The sequence below is a fragment of the Streptomyces sp. NPDC028308 genome, from assembly GCF_055565855.1.
This window is the reverse complement of sequence record NZ_JBVHTO010000017.1, coordinates 118,199-144,677: the sequence shown is the minus strand read 5'-3', so window position 1 is coordinate 144,677 and position 26,479 is coordinate 118,199. Positions and strand designations below refer to the sequence as shown.

General features: G+C 70.2%; 31 protein-coding genes. 9 read left to right on the top strand and 22 right to left on the bottom strand.

The genetic code is table 11. From position 1 onward, the window contains the following. Nucleotides 1-36: 36 nt before the first annotated feature. Both frr and ACZ4VA_RS34930 read left to right on the top strand, forming a co-directional pair. Complete coding sequence (gene frr / locus ACZ4VA_RS34935; protein WP_121406225.1) at nt 37-594, top strand: ribosome recycling factor; 558 nt, start codon at nt 37-39, stop codon at nt 592-594. Continuing rightward, a complete protein-coding gene (locus ACZ4VA_RS34930) occupies nt 594-1,733 on the top strand; it encodes a phosphatidate cytidylyltransferase (protein ID WP_355779970.1) in 1,140 nt (379 codons plus the stop codon). The genes frr and ACZ4VA_RS34930 overlap by 1 nt, the downstream gene beginning before the upstream one ends. An 86-nt stretch (nt 1,734-1,819) precedes the next feature. On the opposite strand, the gene ACZ4VA_RS34925 is transcribed toward ACZ4VA_RS34930, so the two are convergent. The 13 genes from ACZ4VA_RS34925 to ACZ4VA_RS34865 all read right to left on the bottom strand — a co-directional run bounded on the left by ACZ4VA_RS34925 (nt 1,820) and on the right by ACZ4VA_RS34865 (nt 9,322). Continuing rightward, a complete protein-coding gene (locus ACZ4VA_RS34925; protein ID WP_355779973.1) occupies nt 1,820-2,029 on the bottom strand; it encodes a hypothetical protein in 210 nt (69 codons plus the stop codon). A 249-nt stretch (nt 2,030-2,278) separates the two neighbouring features. Then, entirely contained in the window at nt 2,279-3,514 is a 1,236-nt protein-coding gene (locus ACZ4VA_RS34920) for a tyrosine-type recombinase/integrase (RefSeq protein WP_468083982.1), read from the bottom strand. Beyond that, nucleotides 3,514-3,711, bottom strand: coding sequence for a helix-turn-helix domain-containing protein (locus tag ACZ4VA_RS34915; RefSeq protein WP_468083981.1), 198 nt, complete (start codon nt 3,709-3,711; stop codon nt 3,514-3,516). The genes ACZ4VA_RS34920 and ACZ4VA_RS34915 overlap by 1 nt, the downstream gene beginning before the upstream one ends. Further along, nucleotides 3,708-5,084 carry a replication initiator protein RepSA gene (gene repSA, locus ACZ4VA_RS34910; RefSeq protein WP_468083980.1) on the bottom strand — a complete coding sequence of 459 codons (1,377 nt, stop codon included), beginning with the start codon at nt 5,082-5,084 and terminating at the stop codon, nt 3,708-3,710. Before repSA ends, ACZ4VA_RS34915 begins: the two co-directional genes overlap by 4 nt. Further along, nucleotides 5,077-5,262 (bottom strand): hypothetical protein, encoded by a 186-nt coding sequence (locus ACZ4VA_RS34905; RefSeq protein ID WP_468083979.1) that lies wholly within the window; start codon nt 5,260-5,262, stop codon nt 5,077-5,079. The genes repSA and ACZ4VA_RS34905 overlap by 8 nt, the downstream gene beginning before the upstream one ends. Before the next feature lie 85 nt (nt 5,263-5,347). Continuing rightward, a complete protein-coding gene (locus ACZ4VA_RS34900; RefSeq protein WP_468083978.1) occupies nt 5,348-5,899 on the bottom strand; it encodes a GGDEF domain-containing protein in 552 nt (183 codons plus the stop codon). Nucleotides 5,900-5,991: 92 nt separating this feature from the next. Further along, a complete protein-coding gene (locus ACZ4VA_RS34895) occupies nt 5,992-6,306 on the bottom strand; it encodes a SpdD-like protein (RefSeq protein WP_468083977.1) in 315 nt (104 codons plus the stop codon). Nucleotides 6,307-6,317: 11 nt separating this feature from the next. After that, entirely contained in the window at nt 6,318-6,473 is a 156-nt protein-coding gene (locus tag ACZ4VA_RS34890) for a hypothetical protein (RefSeq protein ID WP_189264482.1), read from the bottom strand. A 12-nt stretch (nt 6,474-6,485) separates the two neighbouring features. Further along, on the bottom strand, nt 6,486-6,677 hold the full coding sequence (locus ACZ4VA_RS34885) for a mobile element transfer protein (protein ID WP_356169374.1): 192 nt from the start codon (nt 6,675-6,677) through the stop codon (nt 6,486-6,488). An 18-nt stretch (nt 6,678-6,695) separates the two neighbouring features. After that, on the bottom strand, nt 6,696-7,364 hold the full coding sequence (locus tag ACZ4VA_RS34880) for a DUF2637 domain-containing protein (RefSeq protein ID WP_468083976.1): 669 nt from the start codon (nt 7,362-7,364) through the stop codon (nt 6,696-6,698). Then, nucleotides 7,364-7,522, bottom strand: a complete 159-nt coding sequence (locus ACZ4VA_RS34875) for a hypothetical protein (protein ID WP_358853926.1) — start codon at nt 7,520-7,522, stop codon at nt 7,364-7,366. Before ACZ4VA_RS34875 ends, ACZ4VA_RS34880 begins: the two co-directional genes overlap by 1 nt. An 85-nt stretch (nt 7,523-7,607) precedes the next feature. Further along, entirely contained in the window at nt 7,608-8,963 is a 1,356-nt protein-coding gene (locus ACZ4VA_RS34870; RefSeq protein WP_468083973.1) for an FtsK/SpoIIIE domain-containing protein, read from the bottom strand. A 2-nt stretch (nt 8,964-8,965) separates the two neighbouring features. After that, on the bottom strand, nt 8,966-9,322 hold the full coding sequence (locus ACZ4VA_RS34865; protein WP_358853924.1) for an SCO3933 family regulatory protein: 357 nt from the start codon (nt 9,320-9,322) through the stop codon (nt 8,966-8,968). 157 nt (nt 9,323-9,479) lie between these two features. Here ACZ4VA_RS34865 and ACZ4VA_RS34860 point away from each other — a divergent pair, with 157 nt between their 5' ends. Further along, the gene (locus tag ACZ4VA_RS34860) at nt 9,480-10,211 is read left to right on the top strand and encodes an XRE family transcriptional regulator (RefSeq protein ID WP_358853923.1); all 732 of its coding nucleotides are present in this window, start codon (nt 9,480-9,482) and stop codon (nt 10,209-10,211) included. Nucleotides 10,212-10,239: 28 nt separating this feature from the next. After that, nucleotides 10,240-10,710 carry an NUDIX hydrolase gene (locus ACZ4VA_RS34855; protein WP_468083971.1) on the top strand — a complete coding sequence of 157 codons (471 nt, stop codon included), beginning with the start codon at nt 10,240-10,242 and terminating at the stop codon, nt 10,708-10,710. Here ACZ4VA_RS34855 and ACZ4VA_RS34850 read toward each other — a convergent pair. Together ACZ4VA_RS34850 and ACZ4VA_RS34845 are read right to left on the bottom strand one after the other, a co-directional pair. Further along, complete coding sequence (locus ACZ4VA_RS34850; RefSeq protein ID WP_468083969.1) at nt 10,698-11,258, bottom strand: HDIG domain-containing metalloprotein; 561 nt, start codon at nt 11,256-11,258, stop codon at nt 10,698-10,700. The two genes, ACZ4VA_RS34855 and ACZ4VA_RS34850, sit on opposite strands and share 13 nt — an antisense overlap. A gap of 418 nt (nt 11,259-11,676) precedes the next feature. Then, on the bottom strand, nt 11,677-12,990 hold the full coding sequence (locus ACZ4VA_RS34845; RefSeq protein ID WP_468083967.1) for a DUF6602 domain-containing protein: 1,314 nt from the start codon (nt 12,988-12,990) through the stop codon (nt 11,677-11,679). A 496-nt stretch (nt 12,991-13,486) separates the two neighbouring features. Here ACZ4VA_RS34845 and rlmN point away from each other — a divergent pair, with 496 nt between their 5' ends. From rlmN to ACZ4VA_RS34820, 5 genes are all read left to right on the top strand, one after another. Continuing rightward, a complete protein-coding gene (gene rlmN / locus ACZ4VA_RS34840) occupies nt 13,487-14,593 on the top strand; it encodes a dual-specificity RNA methyltransferase RlmN (protein ID WP_468083965.1) in 1,107 nt (368 codons plus the stop codon). A gap of 270 nt (nt 14,594-14,863) precedes the next feature. Beyond that, nucleotides 14,864-15,946 (top strand): thiamine ABC transporter substrate-binding protein, encoded by a 1,083-nt coding sequence (locus tag ACZ4VA_RS34835; protein ID WP_452922527.1) that lies wholly within the window; start codon nt 14,864-14,866, stop codon nt 15,944-15,946. Then, the gene (locus ACZ4VA_RS34830; protein WP_356243126.1) at nt 15,922-17,613 is read left to right on the top strand and encodes an ABC transporter permease; all 1,692 of its coding nucleotides are present in this window, start codon (nt 15,922-15,924) and stop codon (nt 17,611-17,613) included. Before ACZ4VA_RS34835 ends, ACZ4VA_RS34830 begins: the two co-directional genes overlap by 25 nt. Then, the gene (locus ACZ4VA_RS34825; protein WP_356171991.1) at nt 17,613-18,674 is read left to right on the top strand and encodes an ABC transporter ATP-binding protein; all 1,062 of its coding nucleotides are present in this window, start codon (nt 17,613-17,615) and stop codon (nt 18,672-18,674) included. The genes ACZ4VA_RS34830 and ACZ4VA_RS34825 overlap by 1 nt, the downstream gene beginning before the upstream one ends. A gap of 10 nt (nt 18,675-18,684) precedes the next feature. Continuing rightward, nucleotides 18,685-19,482, top strand: coding sequence for a maleylpyruvate isomerase family mycothiol-dependent enzyme (locus ACZ4VA_RS34820; RefSeq protein ID WP_356171994.1), 798 nt, complete (start codon nt 18,685-18,687; stop codon nt 19,480-19,482). A 90-nt stretch (nt 19,483-19,572) separates the two neighbouring features. Here ACZ4VA_RS34820 and ACZ4VA_RS34815 read toward each other — a convergent pair whose 3' ends face one another. From ACZ4VA_RS34815 to ACZ4VA_RS34785, 7 genes are all read right to left on the bottom strand, one after another. Then, entirely contained in the window at nt 19,573-20,223 is a 651-nt protein-coding gene (locus ACZ4VA_RS34815) for an LAETG motif-containing sortase-dependent surface protein (protein ID WP_356171997.1), read from the bottom strand. A 177-nt stretch (nt 20,224-20,400) separates the two neighbouring features. Then, nucleotides 20,401-21,546: an LOG family protein gene (locus tag ACZ4VA_RS34810; RefSeq protein WP_356243121.1), complete on the bottom strand. Its 1,146-nt coding sequence runs from the start codon at nt 21,544-21,546 to the stop codon at nt 20,401-20,403. Between the two features lie 201 nt (nt 21,547-21,747). After that, nucleotides 21,748-22,155 (bottom strand): VOC family protein, encoded by a 408-nt coding sequence (locus ACZ4VA_RS34805; RefSeq protein WP_355794373.1) that lies wholly within the window; start codon nt 22,153-22,155, stop codon nt 21,748-21,750. Between the two features lie 130 nt (nt 22,156-22,285). Next, on the bottom strand, nt 22,286-23,644 hold the full coding sequence (locus tag ACZ4VA_RS34800; RefSeq protein WP_468083961.1) for a hypothetical protein: 1,359 nt from the start codon (nt 23,642-23,644) through the stop codon (nt 22,286-22,288). Beyond that, nucleotides 23,626-24,363: an ABC transporter ATP-binding protein gene (locus ACZ4VA_RS34795; protein WP_355794047.1), complete on the bottom strand. Its 738-nt coding sequence runs from the start codon at nt 24,361-24,363 to the stop codon at nt 23,626-23,628. The genes ACZ4VA_RS34800 and ACZ4VA_RS34795 overlap by 19 nt, the downstream gene beginning before the upstream one ends. 190 nt (nt 24,364-24,553) lie before the next feature. Then, nucleotides 24,554-25,933: an aspartate aminotransferase family protein gene (locus ACZ4VA_RS34790; protein ID WP_356172006.1), complete on the bottom strand. Its 1,380-nt coding sequence runs from the start codon at nt 25,931-25,933 to the stop codon at nt 24,554-24,556. Beyond that, the gene (locus ACZ4VA_RS34785; protein ID WP_355794328.1) at nt 25,918-26,433 is read right to left on the bottom strand and encodes an Lrp/AsnC family transcriptional regulator; all 516 of its coding nucleotides are present in this window, start codon (nt 26,431-26,433) and stop codon (nt 25,918-25,920) included. Before ACZ4VA_RS34785 ends, ACZ4VA_RS34790 begins: the two co-directional genes overlap by 16 nt. Between the last annotated feature and the right edge of the window lie 46 nt (nt 26,434-26,479).

Below are 26,479 nucleotides of genomic sequence, written 5' to 3'. Positions count from 1 at the left end.
GCTGCCGGGCCTACTCAAGACACGCAGGAGCAAGTGGTGATCGAAGAGACCCTCCTCGAAGCCGAGGAGAAGATGGAGAAGGCCGTCGTGGTCGCCAAGGAGGACTTCGCCGCGATCCGCACCGGTCGTGCGCACCCGGCGATGTTCAACAAGATCGTGGCGGACTACTACGGTGCGCTGACGCCGATCAACCAGCTGGCCTCTTTCTCGGTGCCGGAGCCGCGCATGGCCGTGGTGACCCCGTTCGACAAGAGCGCGCTGCGCAACATCGAGCAGGCGATCCGTGACTCCGACCTCGGGGTCAACCCGAGCAACGACGGCAACATCATCCGGGTGGTGTTCCCCGAGCTGACCGAGGAGCGCCGCAAGGACTACATCAAGGTCGCCCGGACCAAGGCCGAGGACTCCAAGGTGTCGATCCGCTCCGTGCGCCGCAAGGCCAAGGACGCGATCGACAAGCTCGTCAAGGACGGCGAGGTCGGCGAGGACGAGGGCCGCCGTGCGGAGAAGGAACTCGACGACACCACCCACAAGTACGTGGCCCAGGTGGACGAGCTCCTCAAGCACAAGGAAGCGGAGCTGCTCGAGGTCTGATGAACGACTCTTCCTGGGGAGCGCCGCCACAAGCCGGGTACTGGGGGCCGTCCGAGCAGGGGCCTGTCCAGGGGGCAGCCCCGGCGGGTCCCACGTACGATGCGCATGACGCCCAGCAGACTCGCCCCATGCCCATCGTGCCCGAGGTACCCGCATACGGCGGAGACCAGGATGACGACCGGGGGGCCGCTCGGCTGAGCGGCCCCTTGTTCCGCGACGAGACACCATCGGCGGCGCCCTACGCGGGCCCGTCGCACCACCCGCAGAGTCCGCAGGAGCCCATGCCCAGCGCCGCCCACCAGCCAGCGCCCGCACCTCAGAAGAAGAGTGCGGGCCGTGACCTGGGCGCGGCCATAGGAGTGGGCGTCGGGCTCGGTGCGGTGATCATCGCGTCGTTGTTCGTCGTCAAGGCCGTGTTCATCGGGGTGATAGCGGTCGCCGTGGTGGTGGGCCTGTGGGAGCTCACGTCACGGCTGTCCGAGCGCAAGGGCATCAAGGCGCCTCTCGTGCCGCTCGCGATCGGCGGTGCGGCCATGGTCGTCGCCGGGTACGCGCGGGGCACCGAGGGCGCCTGGGTGGCGATGGCGCTGACCGCGCTCGCGGTCCTGGTCTGGCGGATGACGGAACCCCCCGAGGGGTACCTCAAGGACGTCACGGCCGGGGTCTTCGCCGCCTTCTACGTGCCGTTCCTCGCCACGTTCGTCGCCCTCATGCTGGCGGCCGACGACGGTCCCTGGCGCGTCCTGACGTTCCTGCTGCTCACCGTCGTCAGCGACACCGGCGCGTACGCCGTCGGCTGGCGTTTCGGCACGCACAAGCTGGCGCCGCGCATCAGCCCCGGCAAGACCCGTGAGGGTCTCGGCGGCGCCATCGCCTTCGCCATGGCGGCGGGTGCGCTGTGCATGGAGTTCCTGATCGACGACGGCAGCTGGTGGCAGGGACTGCTCCTCGGGCTCGCGGTCGCGGTCAGCGCCACGCTCGGCGACCTCGGCGAGTCCATGATCAAGCGGGACCTCGGCATCAAGGACATGGGCACGCTCCTGCCGGGGCACGGCGGCATCATGGACCGGCTGGACTCGCTCCTGCCGACCGCGCCGGTGGTGTGGCTGCTGCTGGTCCTCTTCGTGGGGTCCGGCTGACCTGCGCCGCTGAGGCTTTGCTCCGAACGGGGGGCCCGCTGTCCACAGGACGGCGGGCCCCTCCTTCGTAGGGACGGGTCCCGGCGTCAGTCCGTGCCGTACTCGTGCGGCCGGCCGCCCTGCCACTCCACCCAGTCCGGGTCGTCCAGCAGCTCCCAGGCGTCCGGGAGTCCCGCGCGCCGCAGAAACTCGACCACGTCGGCGTCGCTGTGCGCGAGCCCGGCCACCTGGGCGCGGATCGTCACCCGGCGCCCGCCGGTGCCGGTGACGCGTTGGACGACGATGGGGCGAGACATGTTTTCGTACACCCGTTCGATACTAGGGGTAGGTGTGCCTCCGGCGACAGCGCCCCGCGTGACCGAGTGACTCCGGGCCCACTGCCGGGCGCAACGCGGCCCCCGGATCACACCATTGGATCTGCGACACTGGTACAGCCATGCCTAAGCCCGGAGAACTCACGTACTCCGGGCACGAAGAAGCCCCCTACCAGCGATGTTCTCGCCGGTAGGGGGCTGTCTTGTGCCCGCTGGGCCGTCTCTGGGCCGTCAGGGCTCCTGGGCCGTGTCGAAGACACTATTCAGGGCCCGGCGGGCTCGCTCGCTGCTGGTGGGCATCAGGTGGGCGTACACCCGCAGCGTCATCGCCGGGTCGGAGTGCCCGAGGTACTCGCTCACGGCCTTGATGCTCTCGCCCGCGTCCAGGAGGACCGAGGCGTAGAAGTGGCGAAGGGCGTGCATTCCGTGTTGCCGGGCGGAGGCGTACGGCTTCCCGGGATCGGGCGCCGGGATGAGGCCGGCGGCCGCAAGGGCGGGCTTCCACTCCTGGATGTTGAAGTTGCTCCGCCAGACGATTCCGTCGGCCGTGTTGGTGAAGATCAGTCGCCGCTCAGTGAGCGGGCCGTCCGGCCTGCCCCATGGCAGCTTGATGCCCACGGGCGGGTGACACTTCATGTGCTGCCGCAGGGCCGCCGCCACCGAGGACGGCAGCGGTACGTCCCGCTCCTTGTTGCCCTTGGGAGGGGCGAAGACCGCGACGCCCCGGATCAGCTTGATCTGAGTGGTAACCCGCAGCGTGTCGCCGCCGACGTGCACGGCATCCTCGGACAGACCGATGATCTCGCCCTGCCGGAGACCGCAGCCGCTGCCCACGGAGACCATCGCTTGGTACCGCTCGGGCAGAGCATCGCGGACCGCGCGCACCTGGGACGGGAGCCAGGGCACGACTCGGGCGGCCGAAACGGCCGGCGGACGGACCGATGCCGCCGAGCACGGATTGCGGGCGAGGTGGCCGTCATCCACGGCGGCCGACAACACCGCGCGGACGTTGGCGTAGATGTTGCGGGCGTAGCTGCCGCCTATCGAGGCGTTCTCCAGGTCGCGCACGAACTCGCGGATGTGGACTGGGCGGAAGGAGCCGAGCGGACGTGCCCCGATGCGGGGGAAGGCGTGCAGCCGAAGACGGGTCTCCGTCCCGATGCGTGTGTTCAGGTCGGTCGTCTGCCCGGCGATCCAGCGTTCCGCGTACTGCTGGAAGGTCGTCCGGGCGGCCTTGGGGTCGACGTACTGACCACGGGACATGTCGGCCGCCGTCTCGGCCAGCCACTCTTCGGCCTTGCGCTTCTGACGGTCGGGGAAGGACCGGCTCTTTTCGGTGCCGTCCGGCCCGACGTATCGGGCTCGGTAGCGAAGGCCGCTGCCGTAGCGATCGGTCTTCACCTTCACCGGGTTGCCGTCCGGACCCGCTTCGGTCCTGTACCAGCGGTCTTGCACGTGGCCAGGCATCAGGCGGCCACTTCGGACAGAGCGTCGACCCACTCGCGAAGTCGGACGGGGTCGTAGCGAAGGTGCCGGCCGACGCGGAAAGCCGGAGGACCTGTGCGCTTCCGCCGCCACTGGTACAGCGTCTCAACCGGAACGCCGAGCAGCTCGGCGACGTCGGCCGGGGTCAGGTACCGCTCGGGAAGCGCGTGAACGGTCATACGGCGACTCCTTCCAGGGCCAGGTCTTGCAGGGCTTCGCGAGCGGTTTCGCGGTTGAGTTGGAGGCCGCGGGCGATGGTGGCGGCGAGGGCGGATTCGCCGGGGGTGTGGCCGTGGCCGGCGTACTGCCAGTCGGCGAGGACGAGGACGGTGTCCGGCTCCTGGTCGTCGAGGCCGAGGGCGGCGTGTTCCTGGGCGGCGCGGTAGTCGGCGCGGGCCTGGCGGAGTTCGCCGAGGGTGGTGGAGTAGCGGCGGGACTTGGAGGAGAAGTGGCCCCGGAAGCCGAGCATGTGAGCCCAAGCCCACAGGCGACGATCGGGATACAGGGGGTCGAGCTGCTTGCAGGCTTCGATCAGTCGGCGGGTGTGTTCGGGGACGCCGTGGCGGTCGAGTTCGGAGAGTTCGCCGATGCGGCGGTCGAGGGTGCCGGTGTTCTCTGCGGCCTTGGTGGCGTACTTGGCGACGTAGGAGGCAACGGCCTGTTCCGTGATGTCGGAGCCGTCCCCGAAGGCCTTCACGGGGCGGACGTCGAGCTGGGTGCCCCAGCGGAAGGTGCGGGCAGGTTGGTCGGCGGCGGCCGGGACGGAGACCGAGGTGTAGGAGTGCGCGGCGGCGGCCCGGATCGCGTCCTCGAGGAGGCCGACGGTTGCCCAGGCCGGAGGCGGGGTGTCTGGTCCGTCGGGGCCGTCGAGCCGGATCACGGCATGGAAGTGCAGTGCGCCCCGTTTCTGAAACTCGGCGACCTTGCCGTAGGAGATCCGGGCGGCTTCTTTCAGCTCCCGTTGCGAGAGGCCGGCGCGGGCGGCGACTTCCCGGCGGAGCCGGTTGGTGAACCGCTGCCAGAGCTGTCCGGCGTGGTTGTTGAACAGCACCGCGCCCGCGTAGTCGTACGTGCTCGGGTCGAGGGCTGTGCCGAGGGCGGGATCGTCGGCGCTGTGATGGGTGCCGCAGCGGCAGATGCCCCGGTCGGGCCGGTTGTGGACCGGGCCGAAGGAGGGGGCGGTGAGGGTGGCGAAGACGCGGGGATGGTCGCGGACAGCGGCGGGGATGTCTCTGCGGTCGTCTCCGGCGAGGCCTGCGCGGATCAGGTGGTAGGTGTCGCCCGCGTAGGTCCAGGCGCAGGACGGGCAGCGGGAGGCGCGGCGGTTGCCACAGGCGAGGCGGAGTCGTCCGCCGGGCTCGTTCTCGGTGGAGTAGTGGTGCAGGGTCTCGCCGGTGGTCTTGTCCTTGGTGAGCGTCCAGCCGGTGAGGTGGATGGGGTCGGAGCAGCCGCCGGTGCGGCGGATCTGGTCTTCCCAGCGGTCGTAGTCGGACGCCGAAGCCACCCTCAGCAGGTCGCCGAGGGTGACCGGGTCGAGCAGCTGCTCAGGCACGGGCGCCCTCCCGGCTGCGGCGGGTGGGGGCGATGCCGGTGCCCTGGCAGGCCGTGCAGTGCGCGGTGATGGTGCGGAGGTGGCCACGGTTATCGCGGCTGCCGAGGGTGACGGCGACGGAGGCGAAGCCGTCGCAGGCCGGGCAGATCCTCGGCGGGCGCGGGCTGGGGTGGGCCATGATGGTGGTTCCTTTCGATTGCGGTTGGAAGGAACGGCCCCGGGTGGCGGCGTGCTTGGCGGCTTGTGCGCCACCCGGTGGCCTTTCAGCGCGTGGTGCGGGAGCCCCGGCGAGTGCGGCCCTTGGCGGCGTACATGGCCGCGTCAGCGGCAGCGAGCGCATCGGTCAGGACGGGCACCGCGAGATCCGCGAGGGGGCAGACGCCGACCGAGGCGGCCAGCGGCAGCGAGGCGCCTTCGTATCGCAGCGGCCGGTGCAGTGCGGCGGTGAGCGCGTCGAGGTCGACGGCGGCCAGCTCCCGGATCACGGCGACGAATTCGTCTCCTCCCAGGCGTCCGGCGGTGCCGTTGTGTCCGCACCAGGCGCGCAGGCGTTCGGCGGTGGCGATGAGGGCGGCGTCCCCGGCGGGGTGGCCGTGGGCGTCGTTCAGGTTCTTGAAGTGGTCGAGGTCGACCAGGAGGATGGCGGCGTTCGGGTGCCGGCGGATGCAGTGTTCGGCGCGGGCGGTCCATCCGGCGCGGGTGTGCAGGCCGGTGAGCGGGTCCCGGCGGGCGCAGGCGAGACGGCGGGTGAGGATGCCGCCGTGCACGGCCCAGCCGAGTAACGGCACGATGCTCGCAGCGGTGTTCAGGTCCATGACGTTCTCCCTGGCGATGGCGGTTGGCGTTCCGGACGCGGTCCCAGAGGCGGCGGCGTGCTTGGCGGCTTGTGCGTCGCCTCCAGGGCCTTTCAGCGGCTGTGCTGGGAGGAGATGAGAGAGCGGATAACCAGGGCGCAGACGGCGACCGAGGCGCCGGTGACGGCAACCGCGAGGAGCATCGAGACGATGACGGCGCCGACGACCAGGACCACGGCCGTGCCGCCACCGACGAGGGCGAGCACGGACCCCGGGGTGAGCTGCACCGTTGGCCGGGGCAGCGAGGCGGGCGAGACCTGGGCGGGCGTGACGGGGGTGTGCTGGATGACGGCGGTCGGCTCGACGACGGCGGGCCGGGAGACGAGCCCGGTCGGCGTGGGCATGGTCGGGATCTTGGGGCGGAGCATGGGGGTTCTCCCTACTTGATGGCGGTGTCGATGACCGGGGCGAGGAGGGTGTCGGCGATGAGGTAGCCGCCGAGAAGGAGCACCAGGACGAGCCAGAGCGGCGGGCGGATGAGCTTGCAGCCGAGGTAGCCAACGACGGCGAGGGCGAACCAGAGCGGGACCTGCATGGCGGTGATCTCCTAGCGGACGCGGCAGCGGTGGGTGCGGGCGGCGAGCTGGGCGGCGGTCTGGCTGGAGTAGTCGGCGGACCAGCCGCAGCGGTCGGCGGTGCACACGGCGGCATGCGCGGTCCGGCCGTGGCGGTCGCGGTGGGTGCCGATCTGCACGGGGCCGATCCGCATTACGGAGTGGAAGTGGTCACGGGCGGGCACAGCGGTTCTCCTTCCTGGTCAGGCGAGTTGAGCGGCGATGGCGTCGGCCAGGTGGGGCGGGACGCCGAGGCGGGCGCGGAGGGTCTCGGTGTCGATCGGGGCGCCGGTGCGGTCGCGGTAGTCGGCGGCGACCTTGCGGGCGTGGTCGATGAGGACGGCGGGAACCGCGGGCGCGGGTTCGGCGGGCGGAAGCGCCGGTGGTTCCTCGACCGGGGCCGGGACGGGCTCCGGGTCCGGCACGGGTCCGGGTGCCGGTTCGCGGTCCTCCGTCGGGTCGGGTTCCGGGGTCGGGATGGGTGCCGGCGGAGTGGGCGTGTTGGGGTCGGCGGAGTGGGCGAGGAGGGTGCCGCCGAGGAAGGCGAGGGCGGGCCATCCGGCGATGCCGAGGCGGAGCAGGGCGGGCGGGTCGGCCAGGTCGAGGAATCCGGCTGTGGCGACGTTGGCGCCGAGGGAGGCGAACAGGGCGATGAGGAACCAGCACCAGGCCAGCCGGGACGGACCCTCGCTCCGCAGTCGTCGCCAGGCGGCGACCAGGAGCAGGTCGACGCTGACCGGGTAGGCCCATGCCTTCCAGCCGTCCTGTCCGGCAGCGGCGGCCAGGTCGTGAAGGTGGGCGAAGGACAGGGCTCCGGCTATGACGGCCTGGACCAAGACGGCGTCGACGCGCAGGACACTGCGGGCGGCCATCAGGACTCCTCACCGGTCGGCGGCTGCGGGAGCGAGGCGGCCAGGGAAGGGCTGATGACGTCGACGAAGTCGAGGTCGGCGCCGCTGGTGTCGGCGTAGAGGGCGAGTTGGCCCAGGAGCAGGACGGTGCGGGCGAAGTCCTCGCAGTCGGGGCACATGACGCGGGGTTCTCCCTTCATCGGGCATGGCGGGGGTAGGGACGTGGCGCGAAGGGCGGTCGCGCCGACCGTGGAGCGAGAGGAGTCAGGCCGTGACAGGAGCCGTCTTGGAAAGCGGCACCCGGGCCTCGGAGGCGCTGGTCAGCTCGGGCCGGAAGGGGGCCAGTTCGGGCAGGACCGGGGTGCGGTCGGCGTGCCGGTTGCAGGTGTTCACGGCCTGACGCAGGGAGGTGTGCGGGGCGCGAATGCGATGCCAGCCTCCGGTGGAGTCTCCGGCGACGGCGAGGCCGCGCAGTTCGGCGGGGATCTGGATGGCGGCCAGGACGGCGTCCGGGGAGATGTCGCCGAAGGCCATGTTGGCGCTGGTTTCGTCGTTGACGCGGTGGGCGGTGCGGCCGGTGAGCTGGGCGCGGAGCATGGTGATGCCCTTGCCGAGTTCGGAGCCGAAGCGCTGTCCGCAGATCTCCAGGTAGATGCCGGCCGCGCGGCCGAGCTGGGCGAGGCGGACCAGGGCGGTGATGATGCGGTCGCGCCGCTTCTCCTCGTCCTTGCTGGCGAACAGGGCAAGCTCGGCGACCTCGTCCACCAGGACGACGACCGGGACGGGCCGCAGGTGCTCGGGCAGGTCCCAGATGTCGGCGGCTATCTCGGCTTCCGGGACGGCGGCGGTGAGGCGCTGTTCGGCGCGGATGAGCTGGTAGACGCCTTCCATGCGGGACACGAGCGCGTCGAGGAGGTCGGCGGCGGTGTCGGGGTTATCGGCCAGGGCGGAGAACCTGCGGGCCAGCGGGAACAGCTCGACCCCCTGTTTGCAGTCGATGCCGACCAGGGCAACGTCCATCGGGGCAAGCCCTGCGACCAGGTTGCGCTGGTAGACAGACTTGCCTGACTCGGTGGCGCCGAGGGTGAGGGCGTGCGGAACGGCGCGGTAGTCGCGATAGTGCACCGAGCCGTCCTGTCGTAGGGCGACGGGGACTCGCATGGGGCGGCTGTCGACCTTGGCAGGCATCTGCACCCGCTTGAGGACGTCGTAGCCGGTCATTCGTACCTCCACGACACCCGAGCGCACCTCACGCGAGGTGACGCCGTACATCGAGAAGGAGTGGCGCAGCCGGTCCGAGGCGGCGGCGAGGTCGAAGGCGTCCTGACCGGGGCGCAAGCCCAGCCGAAGGACCAGGCCGGTGCGGGTCGGCCGGAAGCGCAGGATGCGCGGCGGTCGGGACTGCGGCATGGGCCGGTTGGCGACCCGAGCCAGGGCCAGGCGCCAGCGCGGGGGCGGGACCGTCAGGCCGCAGGCGTCCATGACGGAGCTGTAGCGGACCAGGACCCGCAACGCGGCGACGGTGACGCCGAAGGTCAGCCAGTACCAGGCGGGGCGCCGCCACCGCAGGAGACCCGCAGCGGCGACGACCAGCACCAGAGCGACCGTAAAGGCGGTCATGATCAGGCAGCCTTGGAGTTCGCGGCAGCGGCGGCGAGGGACGTGACCGCGACGGCGCGGAAGGCGATGCCGTGCCGCTTCTGGCCGTTGAAGTCGTTCTCCCACGGCCGGGCGATCAGGCCCGTGAGCGCGACCGGCGTGCCCATGGCCAGTTCGCCGGTGATGCCCGGCTCCGGGACGGCGATGGACAGGATCTCCACCTCGTCGTTCGCCGCGAACATCACGTCCACGGTCATCATCGTCGCGCCGGTCTCGGCGTCGGTGGCGATCTCGCCGGTCCGGCGGTCCTTGACCTTGGGCTGCGGGGTCTTGGCGACCATCACGGTCGCGGCGGAGGTGTCCACGGGGATCTGACGCATCGTCTTGTCTCCTGCTGTGGTGAGCTTTTGGCCGACGTCTCGTCGGTGAGATCAGGAGACCGTGAGAGGGGGTGGACGCATCACGGTCCGTCTGGACGTTTAGGGACGTCTGAGCTACCGTCAAAACGTCCCTACGGGTCCCAATGAAGGGAACGCCATGGCGAACGAGCGTCTGCGCGCAGCGATTTCGGCGAAGGGCGAGACGATCCAGTCCGTTGCCGAGCACGTCGGAGTCGACCCCAAGAGCGTCGAGCGCTGGATCACCACGAACCGGACGCCGCACCGGGGGCACCGTTGGAAGGCCGCGAGCTTCCTCGGCGTTGACGAGGTCTACGTCTGGCCCTCAGTCGAGAAGCAGGCCGAGAAAGCGAGCGCCTCGGAGCTGATCACGTACTACCCGCACCGCGGCGCGGTTCCTGCCCCTCTGTGGTCGTCCCTGATCGAAAAGGCGACGGACCAGGTCGACATCCTCGTCTACGCGGGACTGTTCCTCTTCGACAGCCACCCGGACCTGCCGGACCAGTTGGCCGAGAAGGCGAAGGCCGGCGCCCAGGTCCGCATCCTGCTAGGCGACCCGGAGTCCGCGGCTGTCCGGCAGCGTGGCGAAGAGGAGGGCATCGGCGACGACCTGGCGGCACGAGCGCGGATCACTCGCCGGTACTTGCAGCCCGCCATGTCGACACCCGGCGTCGAAGTCCGGCTGCACGACACGATCCTCTACAACTCGATCTACCGGTTCGATGACGACGTGCTGGTGAACCCTCACGTCCTGGGAGCTCCCGCAGGGCAGAACCCGGTGATGCACTTCAAGTACCTGCCGGGAGCACGGACGTTCCGGCACTACATGCGAAGCTTCGATTACGCCTGGGACCAGGGCCGGAAGGCATAAGAGGCTCCCACCGTGCAACGCTGAACCTATGGCACGCGTCGACTACTTCAACGATCCGAACGCCCCGAAGGCGAACAGCCTGGTCCCCTCCGTGACCGCCGTTGCCCGCAACGAGGCCGGTGAGGTCCTGCTGATCCACAAGACCGACAACGACCTGTGGGCCCTGCCCGGTGGCGGCATCGATCTCGGCGAGTCAGCACCCGACGCGGCTGTACGCGAGACCAAGGAAGAAACCGGGTTCGACGTCGAGGTCACCGGCCTGATCGGGATCTACACGAACCCTGGACACGTCATGGCGTACGACGACGGCGAGGTCCGCCAGCAGTTCTCCATCTGCTTCCATGCCCGCATCGTCGGCGGCCGTCTGCGGACGAGCAGCGAGAGCAAAGAGGTCGCGTTCGTCGATCCGAGCAGGCTGGACGAGCTGAACATCCACCCGTCGATGCGCATGCGGATCGAGCACGGCTTGGCCGACCGGGCGGAGCCCTACATCGGCTGATGAGCCATGCGGCCGAGGGTCCGCTCGACGGCGGCCTGGAGGTACGGGCGCGCGTTGCTGATCGCGTTGTGCACTTCGCTGCCCGGCTCGTAGCGGACCAAGATCTCGTCAATCCGGGTGTCAAAGTCAAAGGACTGACCCGCGGGACCCGTGGTCATGTCGGCGAGGATCAGAGCGTCGAGCACCGGGGAGTCTTCCCGCTCGTAGACGGCCAGCTCTGCCGACAGCCCACGTTGCTCAGCTTCGTACACGGCACCCGAGTGGTGAGCGACCAGTCGCACCAAACGCGCCGGCGCACCCAGCGATTCGAGATGCCGGGCACCGTCGAGGGGATGGAACCCGGTCTCGCGCAGCTCGGGTGCGTAGCCGATGTCGTGCAGCCACGCGGCAGCGACGAGGAGATCCCGGTCAGCCTCGGACACAGCGGCAGCGGCTTCCTGAGCCCGAGCGGCCACAGCCTGCGTGTGCAGCCAACGGTTCCCGAGCTGGGGAAGTAGGGACTCGGCGAGTTCGGCCGCTCCCTGAGGCGTGTCCAGTGCATAAGGCATGGATGGAACGGTAGCCGAGTCGAGGAGTGAGCCGACAGGCCACGATCGAGCGGTTGCCGATCATGAGTGCGGTAGAACTTTCCCTACTTCATCAAGGCCCGCGCGCGGCGCGGGCGCGCGCCGCCTCTGCGGCGCGGCCTGCCTCCTGTCTGCGCCCCGGCTGGCCGCGCCCGGCGGCGCGCTTGGCGGCTGCGGGCATGAAGTGGGAGAGAGACCCTCTGGGGCTGGGGCGGTCGGCTCCACGGCTTTAGGCAGCCACTTTGGGGCGAGCCTCTAAGATCATGGCCCCAACGTCGTGCTTTAACGGGCAGGTCCACAGACTGCCCGACTCGCCGGAAGCTTACGGGGCCATGATCACTCGCCCCAAAGCAGCTCCAGCCCAAAGCCGCTCCGCCGACCTATAAGAGGAGTATTCACGCTATTTTTCATCAGAGGCGTCTTCACGCATATTTTCGACTCGACGAGAGACCCAACGATTCAAGCGACCGGTGCTATTTTCTGCGGCGACATATTCGCCCCCCGGGAGAATCGCCAGCCCGCATTCCTTCGTGATGAGTTTTAGTCGCTTCCCGGAGGAGGCGACAAGGCGAGTCTCAAGTAGACGGTTGCGCACGTCATCAATTTGGACCCCGCGAGACTCTAGCCAAGACAGTATCACAGGGTCGTCGCAACGAACTTCTTTCTCTTGGCAGAGCATTAGGAGTATTAGATATTCCTCCATTCTGATGAATTCTGGGCTCCACTCTTTCGTCGCCGGAATTCCGTTGAGTGTGTCATCGTCAACCTGATGCGCTTGGACTTGCCAGCCCTTCTTCCCGTCGGCGCATGTGGCGCGGAAGCTCAGGAGAGTCCTGCCGACTTCCGTTTCGAGGTCCTCTCCCCAGAGTTGTTGACCGAATCCATATAGTTCGTCTAGTCGTGTCCAAATAAACTCCAAGAGTAGCCTTAGCGGGTTTTCTGGCGTGGAGAAATAAAATGGCCACCATCCATCTACCAGGGGAGCCATAAAAGGTCGCCCATTAGCCTTCGCCAGAGAGTAACCCCCCGATATGATCAATTGAGGAAAATTTGTCGGACCGAATCCAAGGTTGCCAATATTCTGCTCAAGGAAGTCGACCATTGACGACCGGAATGCCTGTTCACTCTTGAATCCGTGCATCCCTAGGATGACTCGAATCGCAGATACCTGCTCCAGGGCAAGTGTGTGAAATAGAGCCTCCTCTTCATAGGTGAGAGCGGCTGGTCCTTCGGCATCCCAGGCAACCCGACCCGTCATTTCGGCAAAAGTCCTGACCGACGGGGCTAGACTGTGATCAGGGTCATCCAATTCCTCGTCGCCGCTCCGGTAATAATAGTCCTCTATTTCACTTACCGTTCTAAGTTGGGCGAATGCGTCGCGAAGCTCAGCCGAGTGAAGTCTTTTTTTGACTTCGATGACGGAAATAATGTCCTTGACGTGCCACACGTACGAGTCGGTGTATGGCAGTTGCTCCCCCTCGCCCCGCACAATCATGCAGTCAAGTTGACCGGAAAGGCGCCCTCGACCATCACGAGCAAATCCGGATACTATCCGCAGCCCCAATCCGTCCGGAAGGGCACGATCCAATATATCGGAAGACAAGCCCTCGTACATGTCTCCAATGGTAGGGGCATGCTTCACGGGGGAACTGTCGAGTTTAGGTAGCTCGCTTCGGAGAATGCCTGAAAGAAGGTCGGCAACCGTGCGGATCATGGGACCTCACTCACAACCTGATGTGCCGGTGGGGTGTGGAGTGGGCTTGAGGGGCTGTGATCGCTAACGCCGAATCCCCTTGACGCAGAGCCACTCCCCAACCTGCTAATCACAAGAGCAAACGCGGGATCAATCGACCCACCCCTCACCGTGCTTAGGGCAGAATGATATAGCTGCCCTAGCAGCAGCGGGGTGGCTTCGGGACCTTGTGCGCTCCAATCTTGGGTGGCTGTGCTGGTGCTACAGGACAAACCGAGCCGAGCGTGTCTACCCTTCATGTGGCCCTACAGGGAACAGTTCCCGGTCACTCCCGTTGAGATGGAGTGGTGGTCCATGCGGTGCCGCATGGACATCGTCTGCCCCAGGGCCGCTGAGTGCTGGGCCGTCGCTGGGCCGTCCGAGGTCGACCAACGCTGACAGACGGCGCCCACAGGTGACCACCCCCACCCCACTTTGGCCTGGGCCCCCGCGGATGATCTGCCACACTGGACGTGTTATGCCTGCACCCGGAGAACTTACTTTCGTCGCCCCCCGCGGAGCCAAGAAGCCGCCGCGGCACCTTGCCGATCTCACGCCCGCTGAGCGCAAAGAGGCGGTCGCCGCGATCGGCGAGAAGCCGTTCCGCGCCAAGCAGCTCTCGCAGCACTACTTCGCGCGGTACGCGCACGACCCGGTGGAGTGGACGGACATCCCGGCCGCCTCGCGCGGCAAGCTCCAGGAGGCGCTGCTCCCCGAGCTGATGTCGGTCGTGCGGCACATCAGCTGCGACGACGACACCACCCGCAAGACCCTCTGGCGGCTCTTCGACGGCACGCTCGTCGAGTCCGTGCTGATGCGCTACCCGGACCGGGTCACCATGTGCATCAGCTCGCAGGCCGGCTGCGGGATGAACTGCCCGTTCTGCGCCACCGGACAGGCCGGCCTCGACCGGAACCTGTCGACCGGCGAGATCGTGCACCAGATCGTCGACGGGATGCGGGCGCTCAGGGACGGCGAGATCCCCGGCGGCCCGGCGCGGCTCAGCAACATCGTGTTCATGGGTATGGGCGAGCCGCTCGCCAACTACAAGCGGGTCGTCGGCTCGATCCGGGCGCTCACCGACCCCGAGCCCGACGGCCTCGGGCTCTCGCAGCGCGGCATCACCGTGTCGACCGTGGGCCTCGTGCCCGCCATCCACCGGTTCGCCGACGAGGGCTTCAAGTGCCGCCTCGCCATCTCCCTGCACGCGCCGGACGACGAGCTGCGCGACACCCTCGTCCCCGTCAACACCCGGTGGAAGGTCCGCGAGGTCCTCGACGCCGGCTGGGAGTACGCCGCCAAGTCGGGGCGCCGCCTGTCCATCGAGTACGCCCTCATCCGGGACATCAACGACCAGGCGTGGCGAGGTGACCGGCTCGGCCGGCTGCTCCGGGGCAAGCCGGTCCACGTGAACCTGATCCCGCTGAACCCGACACCCGGCTCCAAGTGGACCGCCTCCCGTCCCGAGGACGAGAAGGCGTTCGTTGAGGCCATCGCGGCGCACGGCGTGCCGGTCACCGTCCGGGACACCCGCGGCCAGGAGATCGACGGGGCGTGCGGGCAGCTGGCCGCGTCCGAGCGGTAGGGGACGGACTCGTCCCGGCCCCGGTGACGGCGGTCGGGGCCGGCGGAACGGCGGGCGGTAGTCTGACTCCCGTACACACATCTTCATATTCCGACAGGGGAGCGCCACAGCGCTGAGAGTGCGGCACGGGCCGCAGACCCTCTGAACCTTGCCCAGGTCATTCTGGGTAGGAAGTTCGGTCATCACTCAAGCTGTTGCGCCCTGCCCGGGAACTTTCAGAGGTTCCCGGGCAGGGCCGCGTCTCTTCCTGGTCACTCCAGGAGGAATCCAGTGAGCACCACCACGAAGTTCACGGCCGCGATCGTGGCCACCGGACTCGGGCTCGTCACGCTGTCGGCGTGCGGCTCGTCCGACTCCGGGACCGACGCCGCCGGCTCCAAGACCGTCACCCTGGTCAGCCACGACTCCTTCATCGCCTCGAAGGGCGTGCTCAAGGAGTTCGAGAAGCAGTCCGGCTACCGGGTCAAGGTCCTCAAGGACGGCGACGCCGGGCAGGCGGTCAACAAGGCGATCCTCACCAAGGACAACCCGCAGGGCGACGTCTTCTTCGGCGTCGACAACACCCTGCTGTCCCGCGCGCTCGGCAACGGCCTCTTCCAGCCGTACGAGGCCAAGGGGGCGGACGGGGTGCTCCCCGAGTACCGGGCCGACCAGGGCAAGCACCGGGTGACCCCCATCGACACGGGCGACATCTGCGTCAACTACGACAAGGCCTGGTTCACCGAGCACAAGCTGACCCCGCCGAAGTCCTTCGACGACCTCACCGAGCCCGCGTACAAGAACCTCCTCGTCACGGAGAACGCCTCCACCTCCTCGCCCGGCCTCGGCTTCCTGCTCGGCACGGCCGCCGCGTACGGCGACGGCTGGCAGGGCTACTGGAAGAAGCTCAAGGCCAACGGCGTGAAGGTCGTCGACGGCTGGGAGCAGGCCTACAACGAGGAGTTCTCCGGCTCCGCCGGCGGCAGGAAGGCCAAGGCCGACCGCCCGCTCGTCGTCTCCTACGCCTCCTCCCCGCCCGCCGAGGTGATCTACGCCGACCCGAAGCCGAAGACCGCGCCCACCGGCGTCGCGACCGGCACCTGCTTCCGGCAGGTCGAGTACGCGGGCCTGCTCAGCAACGCGAAGAACACCGAGGGCGGCAAGGCGCTCGTCGACTTCCTGGTCTCCAAGCGGTTCCAGGAGGACATGCCGCTGAACATGTTCGTCTACCCGGTGATCGAGGGCGCCCGGGTGCCCGCCGAGTTCACCGCGTTCGGCCCGCAGGCGAAGGACCCCGAGACCCTCGCCCCCGCCCGGATCGCCGACCACCGCGACCAGTGGGTCAAGTCGTGGACCTCGCTCGTACTGAAGTAGGCAAGCCGCCCGCGAACGCGGCGACCGGGAGGCGCGGGAGTGCGGCGCGGCTCGGTCTGATGGCGCTGCCCGTCGCGTTCTTCGCGGTCTTCTTCGCCTACCCGGTCGCGGCGATCGTCGCCCGCGGGCTGCACGTCGGCGGTGCCTGGCGGTTCGCCAGGATCGCCGACGTGCTCGGGCAGTCCGACGTCCGGCACGTCCTGTGGTTCACCACCTGGCAGGCGTTCGCCTCCACCGCGCTCACCCTGATGGTCGCGCTGCCCGGCGCGTACGTCTTCGCGCGCTTCGATTTCCGGGGCAAGCAGGTGCTGCGCGCGGTGGTGACCGTCCCGTTCGTGCTGCCCACCGTCGTCGTCGGCACGGCCTTCCTGGCGCTGGTCGGCCGGGGCGGGCTGCTGGACGAGCTGTGGGGCGTACGCCTGGACACCACCGTGTGGGCGATCATGCTCGCGCACGTCTTCTTCAACTACGCGGTCGTCGTACGGACGGTCGGCGGCCTCTGGTCGCAGCTCGACCCGCGCCAGGAGGAGGCCGCCCGGGTGCTCGGCGCCTCCCGGTTCGCCGCCTGGCGCAAGGTGACCCTTCCCGCGCTCGGCCCCGCGCTGGCCGCCGCCACGCTCATGGTCTTCCTCTTCACCTTCACCTCCTTCGGTGTGGTGCAGATCCTCGGCGGCCCCACCTTCTCCACCCTGGAGGTGGAGATCTACCGGCAGACCTCCGAGATCTTCGACCTGTCCACCGCCGCGGTGCTCACCCTCGTGCAGTTCGCGGCGGTCGGCGCGATCCTCGCCGTGCACGCCCGGACCGTACGGCGCCGGGAGACCGCGCTGCGGCTCGTGGACGCCTCGCTGACCGCGCGCAGACCCCGCGGCGCCGGGCAGTGGGCACTGCTCGCCGGGGTCCTGGCGAGCATCGCCGTCCTGCTCGTACTGCCGCTCGCCGTGCTCGTCCAGCGGTCCCTGGACACCCCGGGCGGCCACGGCTTCGCGTACTACCGGGCGCTCACGTCGGAGGACGGCGGCATGTTCCTCGTGCCGCCGATCGAGGCGATCGGCAACTCGGTCCGGTACGCGCTCGCGGCCACCGCCGTCGCTGTGCTGATCGGGGGGCTCGCGGCCGCCGCCCTCACCCGGCGCGCGGGACGGCTCGTCCGCGGGTTCGACGCGCTGCTGATGCTGCCGCTCGGCGTCTCCGCCGTGACGGTCGGCTTCGGGTTCCTGATCGCCCTGGACGAGCCGCCGCTGGATCTGCGGTCCTCGTGGATCCTGGTGCCGCTCGCGCAGGCGCTGGTCGGTGTCCCCTTCGTCGTCCGCACGATGCTGCCCGTGCTGCGGGCGGTCGACGAGCGGCTCCGGGAGGCCGCCGCCGTGCTGGGGGCATCGCCGTGGCGGGTGTGGCGCGAGGTCGACCTGCCCATGGTGCGCCGCGCCCTGCTCGTCGCGGCCGGCTTCGCGTTCGCCGTGTCACTCGGCGAGTTCGGCGCGACGGTCTTCATCGCGCGGCCCGACAACCCGACGCTCCCGGTCACCGTGGCTCGGCTCCTCGGCCGCCCGGGTGACCTCAACTACGGCCAGGCCATGGCCCTTTCGACCATCCTGATGGCGGTGTGCGCGGTCGCGCTGCTGCTGCTGGAGCGCATCCGCACCGACCGTTCGGGGGAGTTCTGATGAGCCGGCTCACCAAAGGGGCCGACGCCCTGCTGAGGCTGGAGGGGGCGACCGTGCGCTTCGGCGGGCGGCCCGTGCTCGACGCCGTCGGACTCGACGTCGCCGAGCACGAGATCGTGTGCGTGCTGGGGCCGAGCGGCAGCGGCAAGTCGACCCTGCTGCGGGCCGTGGCCGGACTCCAGGCGCTCGACGCCGGCCGCGTACTGCTCGACGGCCGGGACCAGTCGGGGGTCCCCGCGCACAGGCGGGGCGTGGGTCTGATGTTCCAGGACCACCAGCTGTTCCCGCAGCGCGACGTCGGCGGGAACGTCGCCTTCGGGCTGCGGATGCACGGTGCGGCCAAGAGCGAACAGGCGCTGCGGGTAGGGGAGTTGCTGGAGCTCGTCGGGCTGCCCGGGTCCGCGTCCCGGGCCGTCGCCTCGCTCTCCGGAGGCGAGCAGCAGCGGGTGGCGCTGGCCCGCGCCCTCGCGCCCCGGCCCCGGCTGCTGATGCTGGACGAGCCCCTCGGACAGCTCGACCGCTCGCTTCGGGAGCGGCTCGTCGTCGAACTGCGGGAGCTGTTCAGCGAGTTGGGGACGACCGTGCTCGCTGTGACGCACGACCAGGGTGAGGCGTTCGCCCTCGCCGACCGGGTCGTCGTGATGCGCGACGGGCGGATCGCCCAGTCCGGCACGCCCCTTGACGTCTGGCAGCGCCCGGCGGACGCGTTCGTGGCCCGCTTCCTCGGCTTCGACAACGTGGTCCCGGCGACGGTGACCGGGGCCGCCGCGGACACCCCGTGGGGGAAGGTCCCCGTCGCGGACGGCGCGCCCCAGGGGCCGCGCACGCTGCTCGTCAGGCCCGCCGGGGTACGGCTCGTGGCACCGGCGGACGGGCTGCGCTGCACCGTGGCCGCACGCACGTTCCGCGGCACACACGTGGCCGTACGGCTGCAGCCGCGTGAGGCCCCACCGCTCGAAGCGGCCTGTGCGCTGCGGGACGCGCCCGGGCTCGGGGACGAGGTCGGCGTGGAGTTCGACGCGGCGGAAATCGTCGTGCTGGGGGAGGGGCCGGCTGCGTAGGGTGCGGGTCATGACGCGACTCGGACACGCACGGTACTGCGACTCGATCGAGCTCCAGGTACGGCAGTTGAGGGAGGTCGTGACCTCGGGCGCCGATCTGGCCGCCACCGTGCCGACCTGTCCGGACTGGTCGCTGGAGCAGCTCGTACGGCACACCGGCGGAGCGCTGCGCTGGGCCGAACTCCTCGTCCGGACCCGGGCCCGCGCCGACGTGCCCGAGAAGGAGGTGCCGCTCGGCGGGGGACCGGAGGCCGAGGGCGACCCGGCCGCACTGGACGCCTGGCTCGCCGAGACCGGCGAGATGATCGTCGGGACCCTGCGGGCGGCCGGCCCCGGCACACCCGTGTGGACGTGGGCCGAGGAGCAGGACTCGGGCTTCTGGGCCCGCCGGATGACGCACGAGCTGGCGATCCACCGGGCCGACGCGGCCGCGGCCGCCGGGCTGCCGTACGAGGTCGCGCCCGACGTGGCGGCGGACGCGATCGACGAGTGGCTGGAGATCGTGGAGTTCGTGCAGCGCACCCAGCCGGACGACCCGGCGCGCGAGCTGCGCGGCCCGGGCCGCAGCATCCACCTCCACGCCACGGACGGCACACCGGAGTCGGACGCCGAGTGGCTCGTCGAGCTCACCGAGGAGGGCATCGCCTGGCGCCGCGGCCACGAGAAGGCGACGGTGGCCCTGCGCGGCACGCTGACCTCCGTGCTCCTGGCCTTCTACCGGCGGCTGCCGCTGGACGACGGCCGGGTGGAGGTGCTGGGGGACCGGGAACTGCTCGAATTCTGGCTGGAGCGGGCGTCGTTCGACTGACGGACCCGCACCCCCCCCTGGACGGCGGGTGGCCCGCCCCCGGATGCGGGAGCGGGCCACACGGTCGTGCGAGGGGAGGGCGTCAGCCCGTCAGCCCGTCTTCGAGGTGTTGCGGCGGCGCATCCCGAAGTACACGGCGCCGCCACCGACGACGACGAACGCGCCGGCGACACCGGCGATCACACCGGTGTTGGAGTTGGCGCCGGTCTCGGCGAGGTTCGACTCACCGGCCGCGGCGGAGGGCGCGTTGTCGCCGGGGGCCGCGGGTGCCGTGCTGTCCGACTCCGAGGGCGTCGCCGACGGGGTGGTGGACGAGGACGGGGTCTCGGACGGCTTCGGGGTCTCCGAGGGCTTCGGGGTCTCCTCGGTCTTGCAGGCCGCCTCGGCAGGCGCGGTCAGGTTCGGCGTGATGTCCTCGTCGACGATCTTCCCGGCGGTGACGTGGACGCGGTACTCGGACTTCGGGGCCCAGGCCTCGGAGAAGGTGATGGTGACGCCCTCACGGGTGCCCTTCACCGTCTGCTTGCCGACGAGCCGCTCGTCCGCGCCGTTCGACTCCAGGTAGACGGAGACCTCGGCCTCGACGCCGGAGGCGTCGGTGTCGGTGACGGTGATGACGCCCTTGCCGTTGTCGTCGCAGACGGCGGCGGCCGAGAAGTCACGGATGTTGCAGGCAAGTGCGTTGCCCGCGACGCCGAGCGCGAGCGCGGCAGTGGCGGAGGCAACACCGAGAATGCGCACGGAACGTGCGGTACGGCGGGATATGGACACGATCGCCCTTCACGGAATGTGCAACTGCGGGGGGTTGTGCGGGTCCTGACGTGAGAACAGCACCCCCAGGAGTCTCACAGGTCTATAAGCGGAACCCGGCCACTGTCAATGAATATGCCCCGCGCGGGCGTCGGCTTTACGTTGTCATTAACCGCCGAGACGTTTGAGTGCCTCCGGGGCGTCCTCGATGCGGTCCACGAGCGCGATCCGGGACTCCATCGCCCGTTCGCGCGCAAGGGACTTGAGGAGCGGCCACGTGGGGTGCCGGTCCGTCCAGTGCGCCTCGTCCACGAGCACCATCGGCGTGGGCTCGCCGCGCGACTCGTAGTAGTTCGGCGTCGCGTTGTCGAAGATCTCCTGGACGGTGCCGGCGGCGCCCGGCAGGAAGACCACACCGGCGTTGCAGCGCGCCAACAGCCCGTCCTCGCGGGTGGCGTTGGCGAAGTACTTGGCGATGTGCGTGGCGAAGGCGTTCGGCGGCTCGTGGCCGTAGAACCACGTCGGGATGCCCACCGAGGGACCGCCCGCCGGGTGCCGCTCCAGCACGTCGAGGGCGGCGCGCGCCCAGTCGGTCACCGACGGCGCGAACGACGGTACGGGCGCGAGGAGTCGCAGCGCCTCCCCGAGCATCCCGTCGTCGAAGGGAGCGGCGTACGCGCCGAGGTTGGCGGCCTCCATCGCGCCGGGACCGCCCCCGGTGGCGACGGTGAGACCGGCCCGCGCGAGGGAGCGGCCGAGCCGCGCGGCGCCCTCGTACTCCGCAGTGCCGCGCGCCATCGCGTGACCGCCCATGACGCCCACCACCCGCGCGCCGGTGAGGAGTTCGTCCAGGGCGTCCGAGACGGAGTCGTCGTGGACCGCCCGCAGCATCGACGCGAATATGTCCCCGTCGGCCTTGGTCCGCTGGAACCAGGCGTACGCGCGGGCGTCCGGCGTCGCCTCGTACCCCGCGTCGAGCGCGTCGAAGAGCTCACCGGGGGAGTAGAGGGTCCCGCGGTACGGGTCGAAGGGCAGACCGGGGACCGGCGGGAAGACCAGCGCGCCGGAGATCCGGGTCCGTGCGGCGGCCTCGGGGTGCATCGGGCAGCCGAGGAACACGGCGCCCGCGCAGTCCACGGAGAGCAGGACCTCCGTACGCTCCGTCAGGTCGACGGCCTGGACGCGGAATCCGGCGAGGGAGCCGCGGGCCGCCACGACCTCGTCGAACTCGGCCAGAGACTCGATCTCGCGGTCGTGGGAGGCGGCGGGCGTCTCGGCCCGCGCGGAGGACGGGCGCTCGGGTATCGGCTGCACCCGGCCATGTTAGGGGGTGCCGTCCGGGTCACCCCGGGGGCCGTGAGCCCGGCCCGAACCTCGCCGCATTCTCGCGATCACCCGGGTGTGCCCGGTACGCGGCCGTGCTCCGCCGGGCACCGCGCGAGCCGCGGGACCGGGTACGCGGACCCCCGTACCGCGCGCCCGGTCCCGGGCCGGTCGTCTCGCGAACCGCCGGGCTCAGCCCTGGACGGCCGCCGGGTCCATCCACATGACCTCCCAGGTGTGGCCGTCCGGGTCGTCGAACGCGCGGCCGTACATCATGCCGTGGTCCTGGGTCTCGCCGGTGGCGGAGCCGCCCGCGGCGATGGCCTTCTCGACGAGCTCGTCGACCTTCTCGCGGCTCTCCGCGCTCAGACACAGCAGCACCTCGCTGGTCTTCGCCGAGTCCACGATCTCCTTCTTCGTGAAGTCGGAGTACCGCTGCCGGCTCAGCAGCATGGCGACGATCGTGTCGCTGATCACCACGCAGGCGCAGTCGTCCGTCGAGAACTGGGGGTTGATCGTGTAGCCGAGCTCCGTGAAGAACTTCTTCGAGGCGGCCACGTCGTTCGTGGCCAGGTTCACGAAGATCATCTGCTGGTACATGGGGGCCTCTCCCGTCGGTGTCGTGCCGTTCGCAGGGTTAGACCGGGGAGCCCCGGAGAACTCATCGTCCGGCGCGGACCTTTTTCCGGACGGGTTCCGTGCGGCTCCGTCCGGCGGGCGCCCGTCGCCGTCAGCGGACCAGCGGCAGCGCGGCGAGCTGGGCGACCGCCCAGGTCAGCGGCCCGAACACGGCGAGCAGCGCACCGATGCGCAGGGCCGCCGCACCGCGCAGCATCGTGACGGGGGCGCCGAGACGCAGCAGGGCGGCCGTGGTGTCGGCGCGCGCCTGCCGGGCCTCGACGGCGGCCGTGAGCACCGTCAGCAGGGTGCAGCCGCCCACCAGCAGCGCGCCGAGGGTGCTCAGCGGACCGAAGTCGGGGCGCTCGCCCGCGTACAGGGTCGCCATGGCGTACGCGCCGGAGGCCACCGCGCACAGCACGCCGAGCGGCTGCCCGATGCGCCGGGCCTCGGTCTGGAGAACGCGTCCGGCGAGCAGCCGCAGCGCGCCCGGCCGCACCGCCTGGAGCAGCCGCCCGCAGAGGTAGGTGATCGCAGGTCCCGCCAGCGCCAGGCCGACCGCGGTGAGCGCCCAGCCGGCGAGGACTCCGGCCGGGCCGCCGGCGAACCCGCCGGGCAGCGCGAGCCCGGGCGTCGCGTCCGAGCGGCTCGCGTACGTCTCCACGGCGAGGCCCGCCGCGAGGACGGCCGCGCCCCAGGGGAGCCCGCCGGGGGCGGTCTGCGCGGGGACGAGCAGGCGCGGGTCCAGCGCCTGGGCGGGCTGCTCGGGGGTGTCCGGCGCGACGGCGTACGCGTCGGGGGCGGGCGGGGCCGTGGCGACCACGGTGTCGGCGTCGACCAGGGTCCCCACGACCACCGGGGTGCCGGGTGCCGCGGAAGCGGCCTGGGCGGCGATGGCGTGGCGTCCGGTACGGCTCCCGCCGCTCCCGCCGGTGTGCCGCCGGCCGCGGGCCGTGCTCCGGCCGCGCGGGCGCAGGACCAGCGCGGTGGCCACGGAGGCGGCCGCCGGCACCAGGGACAGCAGCGTCAGGGCGGCCGGCAGCGGCAGGGGCCGGTCCGCCGCGAGGAAGTCCGCCGCCGCCCCGTCGAACGGCATGCCGGTCAGGTCCCCGCGCAGGTGCAGGAACAGGAGCAGCGCCAGCATCGAGCCGAGGACGGTCGACAGGGCGGTGGTGGTGGCGGAGATCGCCATCAGACGGCCGGGGCCGAGGCCGATCGCGGAGAGGCCGGGGCGCGGCCGGGTGCCGGGGTCGGTGCGGGCGACCGCGACCGCGAAGTACACCGTGGCGGCCAGCGGGGCGACGCACCAGACCAGTCGGAGCACCGAGGCGGTGGAGGCGTCCGGGTGCGTCATCGCGTACCCCAGCGTGCACAGCAGCAGGAAGCCGGTGCCCGCCGAGGCCGCGGCGACCAGGAGGCGGCGGATCTGGACCAGGGGCTGACCCCCGCGCGCTAGACGGAGAGCGAGCACGCGGCCCGGCCTTCGGTCTCGGCGACGGGCGGGAGGTGGACGGTGTTCACGCGCCGTCCGTCGAGCAGCGACACGGTCCGGTCGGCGAGGGCCGCGGTGTCCGCGTCGTGCGTGGCGAGGACGACCGTGATGCCGTGGGAGCGGGCCGCCGTGGTGAGCGTGCGCAGCACGTGCGCGCGGTCGGCCCGGTGCAGGGGGGCGGTCGGCTCGTCGGCGAAGAGCACGGTGGGGGAGGCGGCCAGGGCGCGGGCGATGACCACGCGCTGGCGTTCGGCCTGGAGGAGGGCGTGCGGACGCTTGCGGGCGCACTCGCCGATGTCGAGGCGCTCCAGCCACTCCAGGGCGACGGTCTTGGCGGCGCGGCGCCGGGTGCCGCGCAGCATGAGGGGCAGCGCGGCGTTCTCCCAGGCGTTCAGCTCGGGCACGAGGACCGGCGCCGGGTCGATCCAGCCGAAGCGGTCGCGGCGCAGCCGTTCGCGTGTGAGCGGGCCCATGGTGTGGACGGGGGTGCTGTTGAACCAGACCTCGCCCTGCTGGGGCAGCAGCTGTCCTGACAGGCACCGCAGGAGGGTCGTCTTGCCGGCGCCGCGCGGGCCGCTGACGGCGAGGATCTCACCCTCCCGGACGCCGAGCGAGACGCCGCTGAGTGCGGGCGAGCCGTTGTGCGTGACGTGCAGGGCGCGTGCCCAGAGCACGTCGTTGTCCGGCGGGGCCACCATCGCGTACACCTCGTTCAGATCAGTTGTTGCCGGTCGCGTCCCCCGTCCGGGGGAACGAAGGCAGGGCCGATCGGTCACTGGGCACGCTAGGTATTCGCCGGCGGCGGGGCGGACAGCACGCGGCCCCGGGACGCCCATTCTCACTCGAACGGGCGCCTTCGGGGCCGGTGTTGATCATCCAGGAGGAAGATCAGAGCTTCGTCCACGCCTCCGTCAGGACCTGGCGGATGATCCCCTCGATCTCGTCGAAGGTCGACTGGTCGGAGATCAGCGGCGGCGACAGCTGGATGACCGGGTCACCGCGGTCGTCGGCGCGGCAGTACAGGCCGTACTCGAAGAGCTTCTTGGAGACGAAGCCGTAGAGCACGCGCTCCGACTCCTCGTCCGTGAAGGTCTCCTTGGTGGCCTTGTCCTTCACGAGCTCGATGCCGTAGAAGAAGCCGTTGCCACGGACGTCGCCGACGATCGGCAGGTCGTGCAGCTTCTGGAGGGTCGTGAGGAAGGCGTTCTCGTTGTCCAGCACGTGCTGGTTGAGGCCCTCGCGCTCGAACAGGTCGAGGTTGGCGACGCCGACCGCGGCGGAGACCGGGTGGCCGCCGAAGGTGTAGCCGTGCAGGAAGGTGTTGTCGCCCTTGTAGAACGGCTCGGCGATGCGGTCCGAGACGATGCACGCGCCGATCGGCGAGTAGCCCGAGGTCATGCCCTTGGCGCAGGTGATCATGTCCGGTACGTAGCCGAACTTGTCGCAGGCGAACATCGTGCCGAGGCGGCCGAAGGCGCAGATGACCTCGTCCGACACCAGCAGGACGTCGTACTGGTCGCAGATCTCGCGTACGCGCTGGAAGTACCCGGGCGGCGGCGGGAAGCAGCCGCCCGCGTTCTGCACCGGCTCCAGGAAGACGGCGGCGACCGTCTCCGGGCCCTCGAACAGGATCTGCTGCTCGATCTGGTCGGCGGCCCAGCGGCCGAAGGCCTCGGGGTCGTCGCCGAACAGCGGGGCGCGGTAGATGTTGGTGTTCGGCACCTTGTGCGCGCCGGGGACCAGCGGCTCGAAGGGGGCCTTGAGGGCCGGCAGGCCGGTGATGGACAGGGCGCCCTGCGGGGTGCCGTGGTAGGCGACCGCGCGCGAGATGACCTTGTACTTGGTCGGCTTGCCCTGCAGCTTGAAGTACTGCTTGGCGAGCTTCCAGGCGGTCTCGACGGCCTCGCCGCCGCCGGTGGTGAAGAAGACCTTGTTCAGGTCGCCCGGGGCGTAGTCCGCCAGGCGCTCGGCCAGCTCGACGGCCTTCGGGTGGGCGTAGGACCACACGGGGAAGAAGGCCAGCTCCTGGGCCTGCTTGAACGCCGTCTCCGCGAGCTCGGTGCGCCCGTGGCCCGCCTGGACCACGAACAGCCCCGAGAGACCGTCGAGGTAGCGCTTGCCCTTGTCGTCGTAGATGTAGGTGCCCTCGCCACGCACGATGGTGGGAACGGGCGCGTTCTCGTACGAGGACATGCGGGTGAAGTGCATCCACAGGTGGTCGTACGCGGTTCGGCTGAGGTCCTTGCTCACGGCTATCGGGTTCCCCACATGTAGGTCTGCTTCTTGAGCTTCAGGTAGACGAAGCTCTCGGTGGAGCGCACGCCGGGCAGCGCCCGGATGCGTTTGTTGATGACGTCCAGCAGGTGGTCGTCGTCCTCGCAGACGATCTCCGCGAGGATGTCGAACGAGCCCGCGGTCATCACCACGTACTCGACTTCCGACATGGCCGTCAGCGCGTCCGCCACCGGGTCGAGGTCGCCCTCGACGTTCACGCCGACCATCGCCTGCCTGCGGAAGCCCACGGTGAGCGGGTCCGTGACGGCGACGATCTGCATCACGCCCTGGTCGAGCAGCTTCTGGACGCGCTGGCGCACGGCCGCCTCGGAGAGGCCGACGGCCTTGCCGATGGCGGCGTACGGACGGCGGCCGTCCTGCTGGAGCTGCTCGATGATGGCGAGGGAGACGGCATCCAGCTGGGGAGTGCCGTTCCTGGACTCCCGAGAGTCCCTGGGGTCTGCGCTTCGACTGGCCACGCGCCCACTCTGCACGACGTCTCGATAGTTCCGCAAGGCCGTAGCGATGAAATTCGTTGTT

Coding starts and splice junctions, on each gene's coding strand:
- ACZ4VA_RS34875 (WP_358853926.1), bottom strand. CDS start 7,522: ATGTGCCCCGACTGCGAGGACTTCGCCCGCACCGTCCTGCTCCTGGGC.
- ACZ4VA_RS34825 (WP_356171991.1), top strand. CDS start 17,613: ATGAGCCGGCTCACCAAAGGGGCCGACGCCCTGCTGAGGCTGGAGGGG.
- ACZ4VA_RS34880 (WP_468083976.1), bottom strand. CDS start 7,364: ATGGCCGCCCGCAGTGTCCTGCGCGTCGACGCCGTCTTGGTCCAGGCC.
- ACZ4VA_RS34850 (WP_468083969.1), bottom strand. CDS start 11,258: ATGCCTTATGCACTGGACACGCCTCAGGGAGCGGCCGAACTCGCCGAG.
- ACZ4VA_RS34845 (WP_468083967.1), bottom strand. CDS start 12,990: ATGATCCGCACGGTTGCCGACCTTCTTTCAGGCATTCTCCGAAGCGAG.
- ACZ4VA_RS34865 (WP_358853924.1), bottom strand. CDS start 9,322: ATGCGTCAGATCCCCGTGGACACCTCCGCCGCGACCGTGATGGTCGCC.
- rlmN (WP_468083965.1), top strand. CDS start 13,487: ATGCCTGCACCCGGAGAACTTACTTTCGTCGCCCCCCGCGGAGCCAAG.
- ACZ4VA_RS34920 (WP_468083982.1), bottom strand. CDS start 3,514: ATGCCTGGCCACGTGCAAGACCGCTGGTACAGGACCGAAGCGGGTCCG.
- ACZ4VA_RS34895 (WP_468083977.1), bottom strand. CDS start 6,306: ATGCTCCGCCCCAAGATCCCGACCATGCCCACGCCGACCGGGCTCGTC.
- ACZ4VA_RS34890 (WP_189264482.1), bottom strand. CDS start 6,473: ATGCAGGTCCCGCTCTGGTTCGCCCTCGCCGTCGTTGGCTACCTCGGC.
- ACZ4VA_RS34900 (WP_468083978.1), bottom strand. CDS start 5,899: ATGGACCTGAACACCGCTGCGAGCATCGTGCCGTTACTCGGCTGGGCC.
- ACZ4VA_RS34795 (WP_355794047.1), bottom strand. CDS start 24,363: ATGGTGGCCCCGCCGGACAACGACGTGCTCTGGGCACGCGCCCTGCAC.
- ACZ4VA_RS34930 (WP_355779970.1), top strand. CDS start 594: ATGAACGACTCTTCCTGGGGAGCGCCGCCACAAGCCGGGTACTGGGGG.
- ACZ4VA_RS34905 (WP_468083979.1), bottom strand. CDS start 5,262: ATGGCCCACCCCAGCCCGCGCCCGCCGAGGATCTGCCCGGCCTGCGAC.
- ACZ4VA_RS34855 (WP_468083971.1), top strand. CDS start 10,240: ATGGCACGCGTCGACTACTTCAACGATCCGAACGCCCCGAAGGCGAAC.
- ACZ4VA_RS34925 (WP_355779973.1), bottom strand. CDS start 2,029: ATGTCTCGCCCCATCGTCGTCCAACGCGTCACCGGCACCGGCGGGCGC.
- ACZ4VA_RS34820 (WP_356171994.1), top strand. CDS start 18,685: ATGACGCGACTCGGACACGCACGGTACTGCGACTCGATCGAGCTCCAG.
- ACZ4VA_RS34870 (WP_468083973.1), bottom strand. CDS start 8,963: ATGACCGCCTTTACGGTCGCTCTGGTGCTGGTCGTCGCCGCTGCGGGT.
- ACZ4VA_RS34915 (WP_468083981.1), bottom strand. CDS start 3,711: ATGACCGTTCACGCGCTTCCCGAGCGGTACCTGACCCCGGCCGACGTC.
- ACZ4VA_RS34860 (WP_358853923.1), top strand. CDS start 9,480: ATGGCGAACGAGCGTCTGCGCGCAGCGATTTCGGCGAAGGGCGAGACG.
- ACZ4VA_RS34805 (WP_355794373.1), bottom strand. CDS start 22,155: ATGTACCAGCAGATGATCTTCGTGAACCTGGCCACGAACGACGTGGCC.